Genomic DNA, 18,654 nt, shown 5'->3' with positions numbered 1-18,654 from the left:
GCCATGCTGAGATGGACCCGTTTCAACATCATCTCCGTCGTGCTCGGCTTTGCCTTCCTCTATCTGCCGATCGTGCTGCTGGTGGTCTTTTCCTTCAACGAATCGAAACTCGTCACCGTCTGGGGCGGCTTCTCCACCAAATGGTATGCGTCGCTGCTCTCGAACCAGGCCCTGCTCGATGCCGCCTGGGTAACGATCCGTGTCGGTCTGCTGTCGGCCACCTTTGCGACCATCCTCGGCACGATGGCGGCGCTAACGCTGGTGCGCTATACCCGCTTCCGCGGCCGCATGCTCTTTTCAGGCATGGTCTATGCGCCGCTCGTCATGCCCGAAGTCATCACCGGTCTGTCGCTGCTGCTGCTCTTCGTCGCAATCGGCCTCGACCGCGGCTTCTGGACCATTACGCTGGCGCATACGACGCTGACCATGTGCTTCGTCGCCGTCGTCGTGCAATCACGGCTCTTGAGCTTCGACCAGTCGATCGAGGAAGCCGCGCAGGATCTGGGCGCGCCGCCGGTGCGGACCTTCTTCGAGATCACGCTGCCGATCATCTCGCCGGCGGTGTTTTCGGGCTGGATCCTGGCTTTCACGCTGTCGCTCGACGACCTCGTCATTGCAAGCTTCACCTCCGGCCCCGGCGCAACCACGCTGCCGATGAAGATCTATAGCCAGGTGCGCCTTGGGGTAACGCCTGAGATCAATGCGATCTGCACGATCCTGATCGCCATCGTCGCGGTCGGCGTTATCTGCGCATCCGTGATCACCAAGCGGCGGGAAGTGCAGCGCGAGCGCGACGAGCGGGCGGCGGCAGCCGGCGCCTGAGCGGCATGTCCCCTTGGACGCAGGGCTCTTTATTGCGCGTGGGGCGTGCCGCCAAAAAGCGGAACCGGCGAGATCACCGGATTCGGCCATGAGCCGCCCACGAAGAACGGCAGAAGCGGCAGCTCTGCCGCCTTGGCCGGATCGGTCGCCTCCAGAGAACCGGAAAGCGCCAGCCCGTTGGACTGATAGGTGACCACGCCGGAAAGCGCCAGCGTCTGCGTCGGCCCGACAACATGGGCGTCATGGATTTCGGCGGAGCCGTTGGCGAAATCGGCCCGAAGTTCCAACTGGTTGAACGCGAAAGCGCTGCCGGCTGCGGCACTCAGTGGAAAGAACGGCTTTTGGGCCGCCTGTGTCCTGAGCGCGCCGGAGTCGACGCCGGGAATCGTGCCTTCCCTCGTCCAGAAATGCAGCTTGCCGGTGACGTCGGCAAGACCGGCCGTCCAGATCGCCTTCGACGACTGCAGGTCGAGATCGAGCGATCCCGTCGCAAGCGGCAGCGGTCCTTTGAGCTGCAGACGCTCGGCAAGGCCGGCGAAGTCGGCATCGCGGATCGACAGCTGCAGCTTGCCGCCGCCGTCGAAGTCGCGCCGCGTCGCCTCCAGATGCGCCGTCATTTCGCCGCCTTCGAAGCCGCTGTCGCCGATATCGAACTTGGCCTCGCCGCCGGTGACGATCATGCTGGCGCCGACATCGGAAAGCTCGAAGCGGCCCATCTCAGCGCGCCGCGCCGAAAGCCTGACGTCGACGTCGAGCAGTTGCAGCGGTGCGCTGATGCCGGTGGAGATTTCCTCCGCCTCACCCGCCGCCAATCGCAGCGCGAAAGCGTCGAGGAACGGCTTCAGGTTCATCTGGTCGAAGGCGAGCGTGCCGCCGATCTTCGGCCGTCTGCCGGCCCTAGTCGTAAGGTCCATCACGCCGGTGGCGCTCGCCTCGTTCAGCGACAGGCTGAGATCGTTGAAACGCAGCCCGCTGCCCGATGACATGATGTCGGATTCCAGCGAGGCGCTCTTCAGCGTGCCGACGCCGGGGAGCGATCTGCCCGACCATGTCAGAAACGCCGGCACATCGGGAATGCTGACGGCGATATTGCCGGAAAGCGCCGAAAGGCTGGCGATGCTGGCGATCCCTTGAAAACGGGCCGTCAGCAGGTTTGACGTCAGCGATGTCCGCGTCTCGGCGCTCTTGCCGGCAAAGGCGAGCAGCGGCTGGCGCGAGGCGAAATCCACCTTCAGGTCCACGCCGTTGATACGGGCGATCACGACAGCCGAGATCGCGCCCGAGAGCCGTGGCCAGCCGATGTCGGCCGTGACGCTGTCAAAATTGTAAGTCTTGGCGCTCTTGACGTCGGTGACGGCAAGCGTGCCGTCCTCGACGGTCACCGCACCGATCTCGGCATCGAGAGCGGGATCGAGCAGCTCAGCCCCGTTTTCGTAGCGCACGCCGCTGATCGCGCGCGCAAGCAGGCCGGCGTAACTCCAGTCGATCAGGCCGTTCTCATCACGCGTCAGCGCCAGGTTGGGCCGCAGCAGATGGAATTCGTGGAAACTCGTCCGGCCTCTCAGCGCATCGATGAGGCTGAAATCCGCCGACAGGCTTTCAATACTGCCGAGCAGCTTGTCGCCGCTTTCGCGCGGCTGGCGGATGGTGACCTGGTTCAGCGTGATGCGCGGCGTCGGCCAGAATTCGAGAACCGGATTACCCTTGATCTCGGCATGGTAGCCCGTCCATTTCGACAGCGCATCCTCGATGCCGGAGCGCACGAAACCCGTCGTGATGAGATAGGGCGCTGCGACCCTGAGGGCCACGAACAGTGCAAGCGCAACCAGCAGAAACAGCGTCGACATGCGGGCGAAGGCCGGAAGCCAGCGCGAAACGGGCCCGATTTTCCTGCGCCACCTGCGATGTCTAGACGTGCTCATGATCTCTGCCGGTTACCGGTTATGCGCTGATTTCGCCCGATATATGAAATATCAGGCCTATGCAAATCCAATGCATGTCGCCTGGAAGCGTGCAACGGTTCCAAGACTACGACATCATAAAACGAAGAGCCGAACCGCGTCGCATGAATCCGGTTTATGCGACGCGTTTAGGCTTGGGATCGGGCGGTCGCACTTTATAATGCAATGCAGCATGATATAAGGACGGGATTGGGGAGGAAGAATGAATGCAGGATAACAAGCCACTTTGGGTGCCCTCGGCCGAGACCGTTGCAACAAGCCCGATCCATGCCTTCATCGAGCGTTGCAATAGAGAATTCGGCCTCTCGCTTGCAGGCTTTGAGGATGTGCACGCATGGTCGGTGGCCGAGCGGGAGAAGTTCTGGTCGAGCGTCTGGAATTTCTGCGGCGTAAAGGGAGAACGCGGCGCACGGGTGCTCGTCGACGGCGACCGCATGCTGGAGGCCCGCTTCTTTCCCGATGCGACGCTGAATTTCGCCGAAAACCTGCTGCCCGGCCGCGGCGAGGCCGACGCCATCATTTTCCGCGGCGAGGACAAGGCCGAAGACCGTTGGTCGTGGGATCGGCTGCGCGCGCAGGTCTCCAAGCTGCAGCAGGCCTTCGCGGCACTCGGCATCGGCAAGGGCGACCGCATCGCCGCCATGATGCCCAACATGCCGGAGACCATCGCCTGCATGTTGGCCGCCGCCTCGATCGGCGCCATCTGGTCATCCTGCTCTCCCGATTTCGGCGAGCAGGGCGTGCTCGACCGCTTCGGCCAGATCGGTCCCCGGCTCTTCATCGCCTGCGACGCCTATTGGTATTCCGGCAAGCTGCAGGACGTTGGCCCCAAGGTTGCCGCGGTGGCGAAAAGCCTCGGTGTCCCCACGGTCGTCGTTCACTATGCCGGCGATGCCGAGGCAGTGGCGGGCAAGACATCAGGGGCTTCGACGCTGGAAGCTTTCATTGCGCCCTACGAGGCCAAGGAGATCGCCTTCACGCCGCTTGCTTTCGCCCACCCGCTCTACATCCTCTTTTCCTCAGGCACGACCGGTGTGCCCAAATGCATCGTGCATTCGGCCGGCGGCACGCTGCTGCAGCATCTCAAGGAGCACCGGCTGCATTGCGGCCTGCAGGCGGGCGAGAAGCTCTTCTACTTCACCACCTGCGGCTGGATGATGTGGAACTGGCTGGTCAGCGGGCTCGCCAGCGGCGCCGCGCTCTGCCTGTTCGACGGTTCGCCCTTTGCACCGGACGGCAATGTGTTGTTTGACTATGCCGAGGCGGAAAAATTCGCAATTTTCGGCACCTCGGCAAAATATATCGATGCGGTGCGCAAGGGCGGGCTGACGCCGCGCAAAAGCCACGATCTTTCCAGCCTCCGGCTGATGACCTCCACCGGTTCTCCGCTGTCGCCCGAGGGTTTCACCTTCGTCTATGAGGGCATCAAGGCGGACGTGCAGCTTGCTTCGATCTCAGGCGGCACCGATATCGTTTCCTGTTTCGTGCTGGGCAATCCGCTGCAGCCGGTCTGGCGCGGCGAGATCCAGGGTCCTGGTCTCGGTCTTGCGGTCGACGTCTGGGACGATGACGGCAAGCCGGTTCGCGGTGAGAAGGGCGAACTCGTCTGCACCAAGGCCTTCCCCTCCATGCCTGTGATGTTCTGGAACGATCCTGATGGCGCCAAATATCGCGCCGCTTATTTCGAGCGGTTCGACAATGTCTGGTGCCACGGCGATTTTGCCGAATGGACAGAGCATGGCGGCCTCGTCATCCATGGCCGCTCGGATGCGACGCTCAACCCCGGCGGTGTGCGCATCGGCACGGCCGAGATCTACAACCAGGTGGAACAGATGGACGAGGTGGCCGAGGCACTGTGTATCGGCCAGGAATGGGATGACGACGTGCGTGTCATCCTCTTCGTCCGCCTTGCCTCAGGTGTGACGCTGACCGAGGATCTCGTCAAGGCGGTAAAGGCGCGTATTCGCACCGGCGCCTCGCCGCGGCACGTGCCGGCAAAGATCATCGCGGTTGCCGATATTCCCCGCACCAAATCCGGCAAGATCGTCGAGCTTGCAGTGCGTGAGGTCGTTCATGGCCGGCCGGTGAAAAACCAGGAGGCGCTCGCCAATCCGGAAGCGCTGCGGCTCTTCGCTGATTTGAGTGAACTGAGGGACTGATAAGGAGCCGTAAACCACAAGCTTTCACCATTCAGCAATCCCCTGTCATGGAAACCTTTCGTTAAGAAACCTTTGTCAAAGGTGAAACAACTTGGGGGCCGCACATGAACGAGGCGGCCTGAAGCCTCCGGGCTTACGAAACATGACGTTGATCGACTGAGCTCTTGTTGAACAGCACCCATTCAAGGCAGCCTCCGGCTGCCTTTTTTTTGCCTGCCGTGCAGCGTTCCGGCGGCTCTGCCCCGTCGATAGGGATCAGCCAGCCAGCACACGTTGCGACGGGAAGGTGATCTCGACAAGCGTGCCTTCGTTCGGCGCCGAATTGATCGAGAATGTCGCCCGATTGGCATCCACCATCGCCTTGGTCAGCGGCAGGCCGAGCCCGGTGCCGTCGCCGCGATGGCGTGACTGGGTCGAGGAGACCTGGCGGAACGGCTTCATCGCATGGTCGAGTTCGGCGCGCGTCATGCCGATGCCGGTATCGCGAACCCTCAACACCACGCTGCCATTCGCCTCGTAGGAGGTGGAAACGACGATCTGTCCGCCAGACGGCGTAAAGCGGATGGCGTTCGACAGGATGTTGAGCGCGATCTGCTTGATCGAGCGCAGATCGGCTACGACCTCGGGCACCGAATGGGACAGCGCCGTGCGGATGATGACGCGCTGGCCGTTTGCCTGCGGCTGGACGAGGGCGACGGCCTCTGAGACCGCCTCGTTGAGGCCGACGGCGGCGAAGTCAAGATCCATCTCGCCCGCCTCGATCTTCGAAATATCGAGGAGATCGTTAACGATATCCAGGACGTGCCGGCCGGAGCGGCCGATATCGTTGGCATATTCGATATATCGGGGATGGCCGATCGGACCGAAGCGCTCGCCGGCCATCATGTCGGAAAAGCCGATGATGGCGTTGAGCGGCGTGCGGATTTCATGGCTGACGCGCGCGAGGAAATCGGTCTTGTGGGCGTTGGCGGTTTCGGCCGCGCCCTTGGCATTGCGCAGCTCATCCTCGGTGCGTTTCCACTGGGTGATATCGCGGATGACGGCGCAATAACCGTTCGAGGAGGTAAGCCGGCCCATCGTCATGAACAGCGGCACGAAGCCGCCGCCGGCCTCGCGGCCGATCACTTCGCGCCCGTCGTTCAGCACGCTTGCCACGCCGTGGCCGGCAAGGCCGTTCAGATAGTCGAGGACGGCTTTCTGGCTCTCATGGGCAAACAGCATGACGAAGGGTTTGCCGCGCGTCTCCTGCTCGTCGTAATTGAACAGCGCGCTCGCCGACCGGTTCATCGAACGGATATCGCCCTCGGTGCCGATGACGACGACGCCGTCGGTCGCCGTTTCCAGGATCGAGCGCAATTCCTCGACCTCGACCTGAAGCTTGGCGACCTTCTCGACCATCCGCTCCGGACGCGCTTCGGACCGGTTGCTGTCGCCGCGGCCATCCTCCTTGCCTTCCACCGGCATCAGCGCCAGCATCAGAGCATTGGCATCTTCCCAGCGCACCGATTGCAGCCGCGCAGTCACCGGTGTCAGCGTGTCGTCGGCCTTGACCAGCATCATGGTGCCGGAACCGGCTGCCTTTTCCTCAAGTTCGCGCCGCTGCAGCAGGGCTTCGATACCGCCAACCTCACGCAGCGCGTCGAGCGACTGGTAGCCCGTCAGCCGCATGAATTCGGGATTGGCATGGATCAGCGCATCGCCGACATGGATAAGCACCGCGACGGGCAATTGGTCGACCGTTCCGGCCGAAAGCCCGTCAATCATCTTCACGCGCGGCGGGATGAAGCTTGTGAGAACCTCGATCTGGCTGACCGTCTCCTCGAGCCCTTCCGTCGCCTCGTCCTCGGTGATGGCGGCGGGTTCTTCCGCGGCGCCGTCTTCGCGCAACGACTCGGCCGCCTTCTCGAAGATCGCTTCCTGCGGCGCAATCTCCTCGGCCGAAGCTGTGTCGGGCGTATCGGCGCCGGGCGTTTCGCCGGTGAAGGCTTCGGGCGCCGCGCTTTCTTCGAAAGCCGCCGGTTCCGTGGCGGTGGTGCCCGTCGGCGCCGGGGTGTCGGGCTCCTCCCTGCGGGCGCCGAAGGCTTCCAGGCGCTTGGCGATTTCGCGGAAGTTCGCCTGTTCGGCGGCCGTCAATGCGGCGCCTGTGCTGTGAAGCTGCACCACCTTGTCGGTGGAACGGCGATTGGGCGTTTCCACGATGCGAAGCGCCGGGGGTTCGTCTGCGGCATCGGCCGCCAGCCCTTCACCGGCGCTCTCCTGCACCTCTTCGGCGGCGCTCTCCCGGGTGGGCGGCTCGAAGCCGGCCTCCCCTCCGGCCGCTTCGAAAGGCGTCTCTTCGATCTGAGGGTGGTCCTCGATCACGTCCGCCGCGATCGTTTCTGCCGGGGCCGCTTCGGGCGCGACGTCAATCTCGTGTGCCGGTTCGCTGATAGCGTCGGCCGCCGGGCCGGGGCCTGCCGCATCATGGCCGACACCGTCCGGGCCAAGCGTCAGGCCGAGCGCCAGCGGATCCTCCTGCGTATCGGAAAGCCTGACGACGCCGAAGCCGCGGAAGCCGTCGAAGTCGCGGCTGCGGGTATAGGTCGGCAGTGCGGCGAGATCGACCGGAACGACGAGGCTGGTGCCTTCGACCGGCCAGAGGATCGTCTTCCCCGACCATGTGTCGCGGCGCGCAAGGGCCTCGGAAATCTTGCCGTCGGGGTCGAGATTGAAGAGAGCGGCGATGTCGCTGAAGGCAGAGCCGATGATAGCGGATGCATGCGGACCGACGGCCTCGGCAAATTCGTGACTGACTTCGTTGAACCGGCCTTCCGCATCGATCTTCCAGACGAAGCGGGTGGCGCGGCTGTTCGGCCTGAAGACGAAACCAGGCTCGGGCGCAAGCGACGCGGGAGGGGGCGCGTCGGCTGCGATGGCCGGCTCTTCGCGCGCGGCGTCCGGCGCCTCATCGCGCGGCATTTGGCTGGTCTCGGCGGGTGTCCCCGCCATCGCGGTCGCTTCCGCCGTCTCGTCGGCGGAATGGCTCGCGGCCTCATCGACGGGCGCCGCGGGCTCGTCGGCCTCATCCATGCGGCTCTCGGTCGCGTCGTCGTTCTCCGCCGCTTCCTTTGCGGTCGGATTCTCGTCCGCAACCGCCGCCTCTGCGGTGGTGGCAGCCGCCTCGGCCGGCTGTTCCCGGTCGTCGGCGATCTCCTCCAGTGTCTCCTCGACCTCTTCGATTCCCGAGACGGCATTGACGATCTCGCCGAAGCCGGTCGCCGCAGCCGCCTCTTGCGGAGGAAGTTCGGATGACGACGTGCCTTCTTCCCTCGCCGGCGCGTCAGCCGCCTGCGGGGGTGCATCGACTGCGTCGAGCACGGGCGCATCGGTCGGATCCAGATGACCGATCGCGGTTTCCACGGCAAAGAGCAGATTGAGCGCCGGCTCGTCGCTGAGCCTGCCGACTGCTGCCGGAAGATAACCCCTGCCGGTGGCGACCGGGCGCTTCACCAGGCGATCGGGATGCGCGCCGGCAAGATTGATCAAGGCCTTTGCGGTCTCACCTGATATGGCGAGCGAGGCGAAGCCGGGCGAGGCCGCGATGACCTCGCCATTGGCGCCGATGACGGCCATATGCGTGTCGGGATCATCGAGACCTTGCAGCATCTGGGCCGCCGCAGCGCCCGCCGTTAGCGGCCTTGCCGACACCGGCACGGAAAACAGAATAGCCTTCTCGCCTGATGAAAGCCGGATCAGTTCGGCCGCCGCCTGCACCTGCACGCGCTGGAAGCCCTTGGCGACCCGGATCATCAGGCTTCTGTTGTCGCCGATATCGGCGAGCTGACGCGCCGCCGTTTCCAGCTGGCGAAAGGTGATGTCGGTGCGATCGGCTCCCTGGTCGAGCAGGTCGTAGACCGCCGAATGGCCGAAAAGCTCCGCGCCTGCGCCGTTTGCCCAGAGCAGGCGGGCAAGATCGGCCGAAAATAGCACCATGGCCTCGCCGCGCGAAAAGCGTTCCCGCACCCGCGCATGCACGGCGATATCGATGAACGGATATTGGACTGCGGGCATGATCAAACCTTGTCGCTGTCGGCCTTCTAAATTAACGGCTTATTAATAACTGCAGGTCGCACGCCGGTCCAGAACAGCGGGGTGCTTTCAGCCGAAAGGGTTAACGACTTGTGCGTCGCACAATTTATGTTGCAATGCACAATGAAATATTCTATATAGACGTCATTCGATGATCGCAGGCAGCAACTGCCTTAGCCCAAAGGAATGCGACCCATGGCTACCATAAAGACCGATGATGTTTTTTCAATCGCTTCTTTCGACCCGTCCAAGCTGGCTGAATCCTTCCGCGAATTCGCTGAAAAGGGCGCCCAGCAGTCGAAAGACGCCTATGCCAAGCTGAAGACCGCTGGCGAGGAAGCCGGCAAGACGCTCGAAGCCACCGTCCAGACGGCACAGGCCGGCACCGTCGAGATCGGCCTGAAGGCGATCGACGTCCTGCGCGTCAACGCCGAAACCTCGCTCTCGCACATGGAAGCACTGCTCGGCGTCAAGTCCCCGGCTGAATTCTTCGAACTGCAGACCTCCTTCCTGCGCAAGCAGGCCGAACTCGCCGTCGAACAGGCGAAGTCGATCCAGGAAACCACCAAGCAGGTTGCCGAAAAGCTCGCAAAGCCCTCCAAGGAAGCCGCCGAAAAGGCCATGGCATCCTTCAAGGTTGCCTGATCGGTTTTACCATTGCGTGACAAAAGGCTGGACCCCGCGTCCAGCCTTTTTGTATATTGATGAGGAATGGGACTTGAATTCATCGCCAAGTCCTCGTATGTGACCCCCGTCGCGTCAAACGTGATTTATGCGGTTGTAGCTCAGTTGGTTAGAGCGCAGGTTTGTGGCACCTGAGGTCGGAGGTTCGAGACCCCCCAACCGTACCATTTCTCTCTAGGTCAGCTCCCTATCAGACAAATCGTTCTGGCTGACGTCATTTCGACCGAAAAACGTACAGACGTTTGACTGTATCTGTAGTGATGCCGCACCGAGGCTGGCTTGCCTTGCCAAAAAGCACGGGCTTTCACGTATGGGATGGTAGGCGAGGCGCCTCTCCTGACCAGATGGCAACATCCCGAAGGCAAAGTGAGCAGCGCTTAAAAAGAGCCTACGCTTCCGGCGAATTTGCTGCCTATTTGCCACATCAGCTCGAACATTCAGGAAGCACAACCCACTCGTATGGTGCCATACCTCTGGGTGAGCTACATATGCGGCACGCAGCAGCGAGCTCCGCAATTGCAACAATCCGCCACTTGATCCGGAACGATGCCCCACGCAAGCAAAATTGCCAAGGATGCGAACCGCGAAGCCGATCCGCGGCAAGAGAGGCGTAGACAACATTCAGGGGCGCTTAAACAATTCGGACCTCGTTTTCCCGATAAGCGTGGAGACTTACTAAATTTTAGCAGATGACCGTAACTTCAATTTAAGTGCCGTCATGCGAGCAATTGCGCAGGTTCGGACGGGCAGGGCGCAGGATCCTGGAATATGTCTTCTAGCCTTTGTTAGAGGTTGCGGTGGAAGCGCCTCATAAGCGCTAGTCGCCAAGATCAAAAACCTTCTCGAACATAAATAAAGCTTTTGGTTGAATTTCCTCTTCAAATGGAGCAGAGGAAATTGGCATTAGGCGCGGCCGAAATGGAATAGGCAAACGGGGATTTTATGACGAACCTCATTACTTTTATTAAGTACGTCGACACGACTGGGGATCAGAGAATTGACGGGCTTATCAGCGGCGTTGCCTGGGACGGCACGATAACCTATGCGTTTCCCACCCTTTCGACATCGTATTCCTATGAGGGCGAGAAAGATTTCGACTTCTCGTCGATTTCTTCTCAACAGCAGTCTGCAGCCTTGTTTCTTATGGAGCAATCCTACGGAAACGCGGCAAATGACGGCTTTTCGGTTGAGGGATTTACGAACGCGAACTTTGAGGCGGGAGGCGCCGATACCGCATCCGTGCGCTTCGCTCAGTCGTCCCTGCCTCCGACGGCATGGACCTATTATCCGGGTAATCGCAGCTACAGCGGCGATGTCTGGTTCGGAACCGAATATGCCGGCACAGAAGATGACCTTCGCTTTCCGGGGTTCGGCAACTATGCGGGCCACACCGTGGCGCATGAGTTGGGTCACGCTCTCGGTTTGAAGCATGCTCATGAACCGGATGACGCCAATACGACAGTTGTTCCGAGTGCGTATGACTCGGTCGAATACACGATCATGACCTACCGCACCTATGTCGGAGACAATTTGAGTGGGTACAAGTATGAGCATGATGGCGCGCCGCAAACCTTCATGATGCTCGACATCGCCGCCCTGCAGGAAATGTATGGTGCGGACTACACCACGAACAGTGGCGATACCGTCTACAAGTGGAATCCCGACGAAGGCATCACCTATGTCAACGGAGTGGCGGCCATCACGCCCGATGCCAACCGGATCTTCGCAACAATCTGGGACGGTGGCGGTATCGATACCTATGATTTGAGCGCTTATACCACCGCCCTCAAGATCGACCTGCGAGCAGGCGGATACTCGGTCTTTTCCCAGGACCAGTTGGCCGATCTGTGGGGTGGTCCGAACAATGGCTACGCCCGCGGCAACATTTTCAACGCGCTTCTGTTTCACGGCAACGTTGCGTCCTTGATCGAGAACGTTCAGGCCGGCTCCGGCAACGACAACATCACAGGCAACGAAGCGAACAATACGCTTTGGGGCAATGCCGGGAATGATTCGCTTTATGGCGGCGCCGGCGCTGACACATTGATCGGCGGAGTTGGTTCCGATTGGATGGTGGGCGGGGCGGGCAACGATCTCTATGCCGTCGACGATAACTTCGATTTTGTGATCGAGAGTGCGAACCAGGGGACGGACACCGTTCAGACGGCGCTTTCAACCTATACGCTCCGCGACAATGTCGAGATCTTGACCTACACAGGGTCCGCCAGCTTCACCGGCACCGGCAATGCGCTCGCCAACACGATCACCGGCGGCGCCTTCAACGACACGCTGAATGGCGGGGCTGGTGCGGACACCTTGATCGGTAGTGCGGGCGACGACACCTACATCGTCGACAATGTTGGCGACAGCGTCACCGAAGCCGCCAATGAGGGGATCGACACTGTTCGCGCGACATCGGCAAGCTATACGCTTGCCGCCAATCTCGAGAACCTCACCTATATCGGCACGGCAGCCTTTACCGGGACGGGCAATGACCTTGCCAATACGATCAGGGGCGGGGCAGGTGCCGACACCTTGGACGGGAGGGGCGGTGCGGACAGCTTGATCGGCGGTGCGGGCAACGACACCTATATTGTCGATACCCTTGCCGACGTGATCACCGAAGGGCTGAATGAAGGAGGCGATCTGATCAAGACGACGCTTTCTTCCTATGCCTTGACCATCAATGCCAATGTCGAAAACCTGACCTTCATCGGCACCGGCGATTTTACCGGGACTGGAACCAGCATCGCCAATACGATCACCGGCGGCGCTGGCAACGATGTTCTGGACGGCGGCGCCGGCAATGACACGCTGAATGGCGGCGGCGGCAACGACATCTATATGGTCGACAGTGCGGGCGACGTGATCAACGAGGCGGTCAGCGCCGGCACCGACGAAATCCGCACGGCGCTTGCAGCCTACTCGATCGCCGCCTTGGTCAATGTCGAGAACCTCACCTACACTGGATCCGCCAGCTTCACCGGCACCGGCAATGCGCTCGCCAACACGATCACCGGCGACGCCGGCAACGATACGCTGAATGGCGGAGCCGGTGCGGACAGCTTGATCGGCGGTGCAGGCGACGACACCTACATCGTCGACAATGTCGGCGACAGCGTCACCGAAGCCGCCAATGAGGGAACCGACACGGTTCGCACGACATTGGCAAGCTATACGCTTGGCGGCGATGTCGAGAACCTCACCTATATCGGCATCGGCACGGTAGCCTTTGCCGGAACGGGCAATGATCTCGACAACACCATTCTGGGCGGGGCAGGTGCCGATACCCTGGATGGGAAGGCCGGTGCGGACAGCTTGATCGGCGGTGCGGGCAACGACACCTATCTTGTCGATGACGTTGGCGACGTGGTCACCGAAGGGCTGAATGCAGGAACCGATCTGATCAAGACGGCGCTTTCAAGCTATACGCTCGGCAACAATGTCGAGAACCTGCTCTATACGGGATCCGGCAGCTTCACCGGCACCGGCAATGCGCTCGTCAACACGATCATCGGCGGCGCCGGCAACGACACGCTTGACGGCGGCATCGGCAATGACACGCTGAACGGCGGCGCCGGCACCGACACATTGATCGGCGGCGTCGGTTCCGACACGATGTCGGGCGGGACGGGCGACGACATCTATGTGGTCGATATTGCGACCGACGTGGTGATCGAGAATGTCAATGAAGGGACGGACACGATCCGGACGGCGCTTGCCGGCTATACGCTCGGCAACAATGTCGAGAACCTGCTCTTTACGGGCTCCGCCAGCTTCACCGGCACCGGCAATGCGCTCGCCAACACGATCACCGGCGGCGCCTTCAATGACACGCTGAATGGTGGGGCAGGTGCGGACACCTTGATCGGCGGTGCGGGCGATGACACCTATATCGTCGACCATGCCGGTGACATCGTCACCGAAGCTGCCGACGAGGGAACCGACACGGTTCGCACGACATTGGCAAGCTATACGCTTGGCAGCGATGTCGAGAACCTGACCTATATCGGTACGGTAGCCTTTGCCGGAACGGGCAATGATCTCGACAACGTGATCACGGGTGGCGCTGCCGCCGATACGCTTTCGGGCGGCGTCGGCAACGATACGCTGAATGGCGGGGGCGGGGCCGATCGTTTGATCGGTGGTGTTGGCGACGACACCTATATCGTCGACAATGCCGGCGACCTCGTCACCGAGAACGCCAATGAGGGGATCGACACGGTTCGCACGACCCTGAGTGCCCACACATTGGCGGCCAATGTCGAGAACCTCACCTATATCGGAACGGCAGCCTTTACCGGGGCAGGGAATCTGCTCGACAACGTCATCACAGGTGGTGTCGCCGCCGACAAGCTTATAGGCGCTGCGGGCAATGACACATTGATCGGCGGGGCTGGTTCCGACACGATGCTGGGTGGGATTGGCGACGACATCTATGTGGTCGATATCGCAACCGACGTGGTGATCGAGAATGTCAATGAAGGGACGGACACGGTCCGGACGGCGCTTGCCGGCTATACGCTCGGCAACAATGTCGAGAACCTGACCTATACCGGCTCCGCCAGCTTCACCGGCACCGGCAACGCGCTTGATAATACGATCACCGGCGGCGCCTTCAATGACACGCTGAATGGCGCAGCAGGTGCGGACACCTTGATCGGTGGTGCGGGCAACGACACCTACATCGTCGACAATGCCGGCGACATCGTCGCCGAAGCTGCTGACGCCGGGACCGATACGGTTCGCACGACACTGGCGAGCTATACGCTTGCTGCCAATGTCGAGAACCTGAGCTTTGCCGGCACGGGGCCGTTTGCAGGCACCGGCAACAATCTCGACAACGTGATCACGGGTGGCGCTGCCGCCGATACGCTTTCGGGCGACGCCGGCAACGATACGCTGAATGGCGGAGTCGGTGCGGACAGCTTGATCGGCGGTGCGGGCGACGACACCTACATCGTCGACAATGTCGGCGACAGCGTCACCGAAGCCGCCAATGAGGGAACCGACACGGTTCGCACGACATTGGCAAGCTATACGCTTGGCAGCGATGTCGAGAACCTCACCTATATCGGCATCGGCACGGTAGCCTTTGCCGGAACGGGCAATGATCTCGACAACACCATTCTGGGCGGGGCAGGTGCCGATACCCTGGATGGGAAGGCCGGTGCGGACAGCTTGATCGGCGGTGCGGGCAACGACACCTATCTTGTCGATGACGTTGGCGACGTGGTCACCGAAGGGCTGAATGCAGGAACCGATCTGATCAAGACGGCGCTTTCAAGCTATACGCTCGGCAACAATGTCGAGAACCTGCTCTATACGGGATCCGGCAGCTTCACCGGCACCGGCAATGCGCTCGTCAACACGATCATCGGCGGCGCCGGCAACGACACGCTTGACGGCGGCATCGGCAATGACACGCTGAACGGCGGCGCCGGCACCGACACATTGATCGGCGGCGTCGGTTCCGACACGATGTCGGGCGGGACGGGCGACGACATCTATGTGGTCGATATTGCGACCGACGTGGTGATCGAGAATGTCAATGAAGGGACGGACACGATCCGGACGGCGCTTGCCGGCTATACGCTCGGCAACAATGTCGAGAACCTGCTCTTTACGGGCTCCGCCAGCTTCACCGGCACCGGCAATGCGCTCGCCAACACGATCACCGGCGGCGCCTTCAATGACACGCTGAATGGTGGGGCAGGTGCGGACACCTTGATCGGCGGTGCGGGCGATGACACCTATATCGTCGACCATGCCGGTGACATCGTCACCGAAGCTGCCGACGAGGGAACCGACACGGTTCGCACGACATTGGCAAGCTATACGCTTGGCAGCGATGTCGAGAACCTGACCTATATCGGTACGGTAGCCTTTGCCGGAACGGGCAATGATCTCGACAACGTGATCACGGGTGGCGCTGCCGCCGATACGCTTTCGGGCGGCGTCGGCAACGATACGCTGAATGGCGGGGGCGGGGCCGATCGTTTGATCGGTGGTGTTGGCGACGACACCTATATCGTCGACAATGCCGGCGACCTCGTCACCGAGAACGCCAATGAGGGGATCGACACGGTTCGCACGACCCTGAGTGCCCACACATTGGCGGCCAATGTCGAGAACCTCACCTATATCGGAACGGCAGCCTTTACCGGGGCAGGGAATCTGCTCGACAACGTCATCACAGGTGGTGTCGCCGCCGACAAGCTTATAGGCGCTGCGGGCAATGACACATTGATCGGCGGGGCTGGTTCCGACACGATGCTGGGTGGGATTGGCGACGACATCTATGTGGTCGATATCGCAACCGACGTGGTGATCGAGAATGTCAATGAAGGGACGGACACGGTCCGGACGGCGCTTGCCGGCTATACGCTCGGCAACAATGTCGAGAACCTGACCTATACCGGCTCCGCCAGCTTCACCGGCACCGGCAACGCGCTTGATAATACGATCACCGGCGGCGCCTTCAATGACACGCTGAATGGCGCAGCAGGTGCGGACACCTTGATCGGTGGTGCGGGCAACGACACCTACATCGTCGACAATGCCGGCGACATCGTCGCCGAAGCTGCTGACGCCGGGACCGATACGGTTCGCACGACACTGGCGAGCTATACGCTTGCTGCCAATGTCGAGAACCTGAGCTTTGCCGGCACGGGGCCGTTTGCAGGCACCGGCAACAATCTCGACAACGTGATCACGGGTGGCGCTGCCGCCGATACGCTTTCGGGCGACGCCGGCAACGATACGCTGAATGGCGGAGTCGGTGCGGACAGCTTGATCGGCGGTGCGGGCGACGACACCTACATCGTCGACAATGTCGGCGACAGCGTCACCGAAGCCGCCAATGAGGGAACCGACACGGTTCGCACGACATTGGCAAGCTATACGCTTGGCAGCGATGTCGAGAACCTCACCTATATCGGCATCGGCACGGTAGCCTTTGCCGGAACGGGCAATGATCTCGACAACACCATTCTGGGCGGGGCAGGTGCCGATACCCTGGATGGGAAGGCCGGTGCGGACAGCTTGATCGGCGGTGCGGGCAACGACACCTATCTTGTCGATGACGTTGGCGACGTGGTCACCGAAGGGCTGAATGCAGGAACCGATCTGATCAAGACGGCGCTTTCAAGCTATACGCTCGGCAACAATGTCGAGAACCTGCTCTATACGGGATCCGGCAGCTTCACCGGCACCGGCAATGCGCTCGTCAACACGATCATCGGCGGCGCCGGCAACGACACGCTTGACGGCGGCATCGGCAATGACACGCTGAACGGCGGCGCCGGCACCGACACATTGATCGGCGGCGTCGGTTCCGACACGATGTCGGGCGGGACGGGCGACGACATCTATGTGGTCGATATTGCGACCGACGTGGTGATCGAGAATGTCAATGAAGGGACGGACACGATCCGGACGGCGCTTGCCGGCTATACGCTCGGCAACAATGTCGAGAACCTGCTCTTTACGGGCTCCGCCAGCTTCACCGGCACCGGCAATGCGCTCGCCAACACGATCACCGGCGGCGCCTTCAATGACACGCTGAATGGTGGGGCAGGTGCGGACACCTTGATCGGCGGTGCGGGCGATGACACCTATATCGTCGACCATGCCGGTGACATCGTCACCGAAGCTGCCGACGAGGGAACCGACACGGTTCGCACGACATTGGCAAGCTATACGCTTGGCAGCGATGTCGAGAACCTGACCTATATCGGTACGGTAGCCTTTGCCGGAACGGGCAATGATCTCGACAACGTGATCACGGGTGGCGCTGCCGCCGATACGCTTTCGGGCGGCGTCGGCAACGATACGCTGAATGGCGGGGGCGGGGCCGATCGTTTGATCGGTGGTGTTGGCGACGACACCTATATCGTCGACAATGCCGGCGACCTCGTCACCGAGAACGCCAATGAGGGGATCGACACGGTTCGCACGACCCTGAGTGCCCACACATTGGCGGCCAATGTCGAGAACCTCACCTATATCGGAACGGCAGCCTTTACCGGGGCAGGGAATCTGCTCGACAACGTCATCACAGGTGGTGTCGCCGCCGACAAGCTTATAGGCGCTGCGGGCAATGACACATTGATCGGCGGGGCTGGTTCCGACACGATGCTGGGTGGGATTGGCGACGACATCTATGTGGTCGATATCGCAACCGACGTGGTGATCGAGAATGTCAATGAAGGGACGGACACGGTCCGGACGGCGCTTGCCAGCTATACGCTCGGCAACAATGTCGAGAACCTGACCTATACCGGCTCCGCCAGCTTCACCGGCGCCGGCAACGCGCTTGATAATACGATCATCGGCGGCGCCTTCAATGACACGCTGAATGGCGCAGCAGGTGCGGACACCTTGATCGGTGGTGCGGGCAACGACACCTACATCGTCGACAATGCCGGCGACATCGTCGCCGAAGCTGCTGACGCCGGGACCGATACGGTTCGCACGACACTGGCGAGCTATACGCTTGCTGCCAATGTCGAGAACCTCACCTTTATCGGATCTGGGACGTTTATCGTCGGAACAGGGAATGCATTGGACAACATTATCGTCGGCGGCAGTGGTTCGAATACGCTAACGGGGGGTGCCGGCAATGATACCCTCACTGGCGGAGCGGCAACCGACGTCTTCATTTACTCGCCGAACTGGGGCCATGATACGATCACAAACTTCGTCGCAACCGGCTCAGCAAGTGACGTGATCTCGATCGATGACAGCATTTTCGCCAACTGGGAATCGCTTTTTGCGGCAACTGAGCAGTCCGGGAATGATACAATTATCAGAGCCGATGCCGACAACACCATAACGCTAACAAATGTTGCTCTTTCAAGCCTGCATTCGTGGGACTTCTTCTTTGCGTGATCCTTGCTCGGACCTCGCGGCGCATTTTTTTCGGGAAGGGGCTGAACCCGTAACGGCGTGAATCAAGT

General features: G+C 61.3%; 6 protein-coding genes and 1 tRNA gene. 5 read left to right on the top strand and 2 right to left on the bottom strand.

Annotated elements, in window-relative coordinates; all coding sequences use genetic code 11:
* The first annotated feature begins 3 nt into the window (after window positions 1-3).
* Complete coding sequence (locus J7U39_RS16390; protein WP_210629153.1) at window positions 4-822, top strand: ABC transporter permease; 819 nt, start codon at window positions 4-6, stop codon at window positions 820-822.
* 29 nt (window positions 823-851) lie between these two features.
* Here J7U39_RS16390 and J7U39_RS16385 read toward each other — a convergent pair whose 3' ends face one another.
* A complete protein-coding gene (locus J7U39_RS16385; RefSeq protein ID WP_210629152.1) occupies window positions 852-2,744 on the bottom strand; it encodes an AsmA family protein in 1,893 nt (630 codons plus the stop codon).
* Window positions 2,745-2,989: 245 nt separating this feature from the next.
* Here J7U39_RS16385 and J7U39_RS16380 point away from each other — a divergent pair, with 245 nt between their 5' ends.
* Window positions 2,990-4,942: an acetoacetate--CoA ligase gene (locus tag J7U39_RS16380; protein WP_210629151.1), complete on the top strand. Its 1,953-nt coding sequence runs from the start codon at window positions 2,990-2,992 to the stop codon at window positions 4,940-4,942.
* A gap of 255 nt (window positions 4,943-5,197) precedes the next feature.
* Here the strand turns inward: J7U39_RS16380 and J7U39_RS16375 are convergent, their stop codons facing one another.
* On the bottom strand, window positions 5,198-8,992 hold the full coding sequence (locus J7U39_RS16375; RefSeq protein ID WP_210629150.1) for a PAS domain-containing sensor histidine kinase: 3,795 nt from the start codon (window positions 8,990-8,992) through the stop codon (window positions 5,198-5,200).
* A gap of 213 nt (window positions 8,993-9,205) precedes the next feature.
* Between J7U39_RS16375 and J7U39_RS16370 the strand changes: the two genes are divergently transcribed.
* The 3 genes from J7U39_RS16370 to J7U39_RS16360 all read left to right on the top strand — a co-directional run bounded on the left by J7U39_RS16370 (window position 9,206) and on the right by J7U39_RS16360 (window position 18,586).
* Window positions 9,206-9,655, top strand: coding sequence for a phasin (locus J7U39_RS16370; RefSeq protein ID WP_210629149.1), 450 nt, complete (start codon window positions 9,206-9,208; stop codon window positions 9,653-9,655).
* A gap of 129 nt (window positions 9,656-9,784) precedes the next feature.
* Window positions 9,785-9,861 (top strand) — tRNA-His (locus J7U39_RS16365).
* Between the two features lie 775 nt (window positions 9,862-10,636).
* Window positions 10,637-18,586 carry a M10 family metallopeptidase gene (locus tag J7U39_RS16360; RefSeq protein WP_210629148.1) on the top strand — a complete coding sequence of 2,650 codons (7,950 nt, stop codon included), beginning with the start codon at window positions 10,637-10,639 and terminating at the stop codon, window positions 18,584-18,586.
* Window positions 18,587-18,654 lie beyond the last annotated feature (68 nt).

Source organism: Rhizobium sp. NLR16a (assembly GCF_017948245.1).
Classification (GTDB): Bacteria; Pseudomonadota; Alphaproteobacteria; order Rhizobiales; family Rhizobiaceae; genus Rhizobium.
Note: the sequence above shows the minus strand (reverse complement) of the source record. Positions and strands in the feature narration are given on the sequence as shown.

Coding starts and splice junctions, on each gene's coding strand:
- J7U39_RS16360 (WP_210629148.1), top strand. CDS start 10,637: ATGACGAACCTCATTACTTTTATTAAGTACGTCGACACGACTGGGGAT.
- J7U39_RS16385 (WP_210629152.1), bottom strand. CDS start 2,744: ATGAGCACGTCTAGACATCGCAGGTGGCGCAGGAAAATCGGGCCCGTT.
- J7U39_RS16390 (WP_210629153.1), top strand. CDS start 4: ATGCTGAGATGGACCCGTTTCAACATCATCTCCGTCGTGCTCGGCTTT.
- J7U39_RS16370 (WP_210629149.1), top strand. CDS start 9,206: ATGGCTACCATAAAGACCGATGATGTTTTTTCAATCGCTTCTTTCGAC.
- J7U39_RS16375 (WP_210629150.1), bottom strand. CDS start 8,992: ATGCCCGCAGTCCAATATCCGTTCATCGATATCGCCGTGCATGCGCGG.
- J7U39_RS16380 (WP_210629151.1), top strand. CDS start 2,990: ATGCAGGATAACAAGCCACTTTGGGTGCCCTCGGCCGAGACCGTTGCA.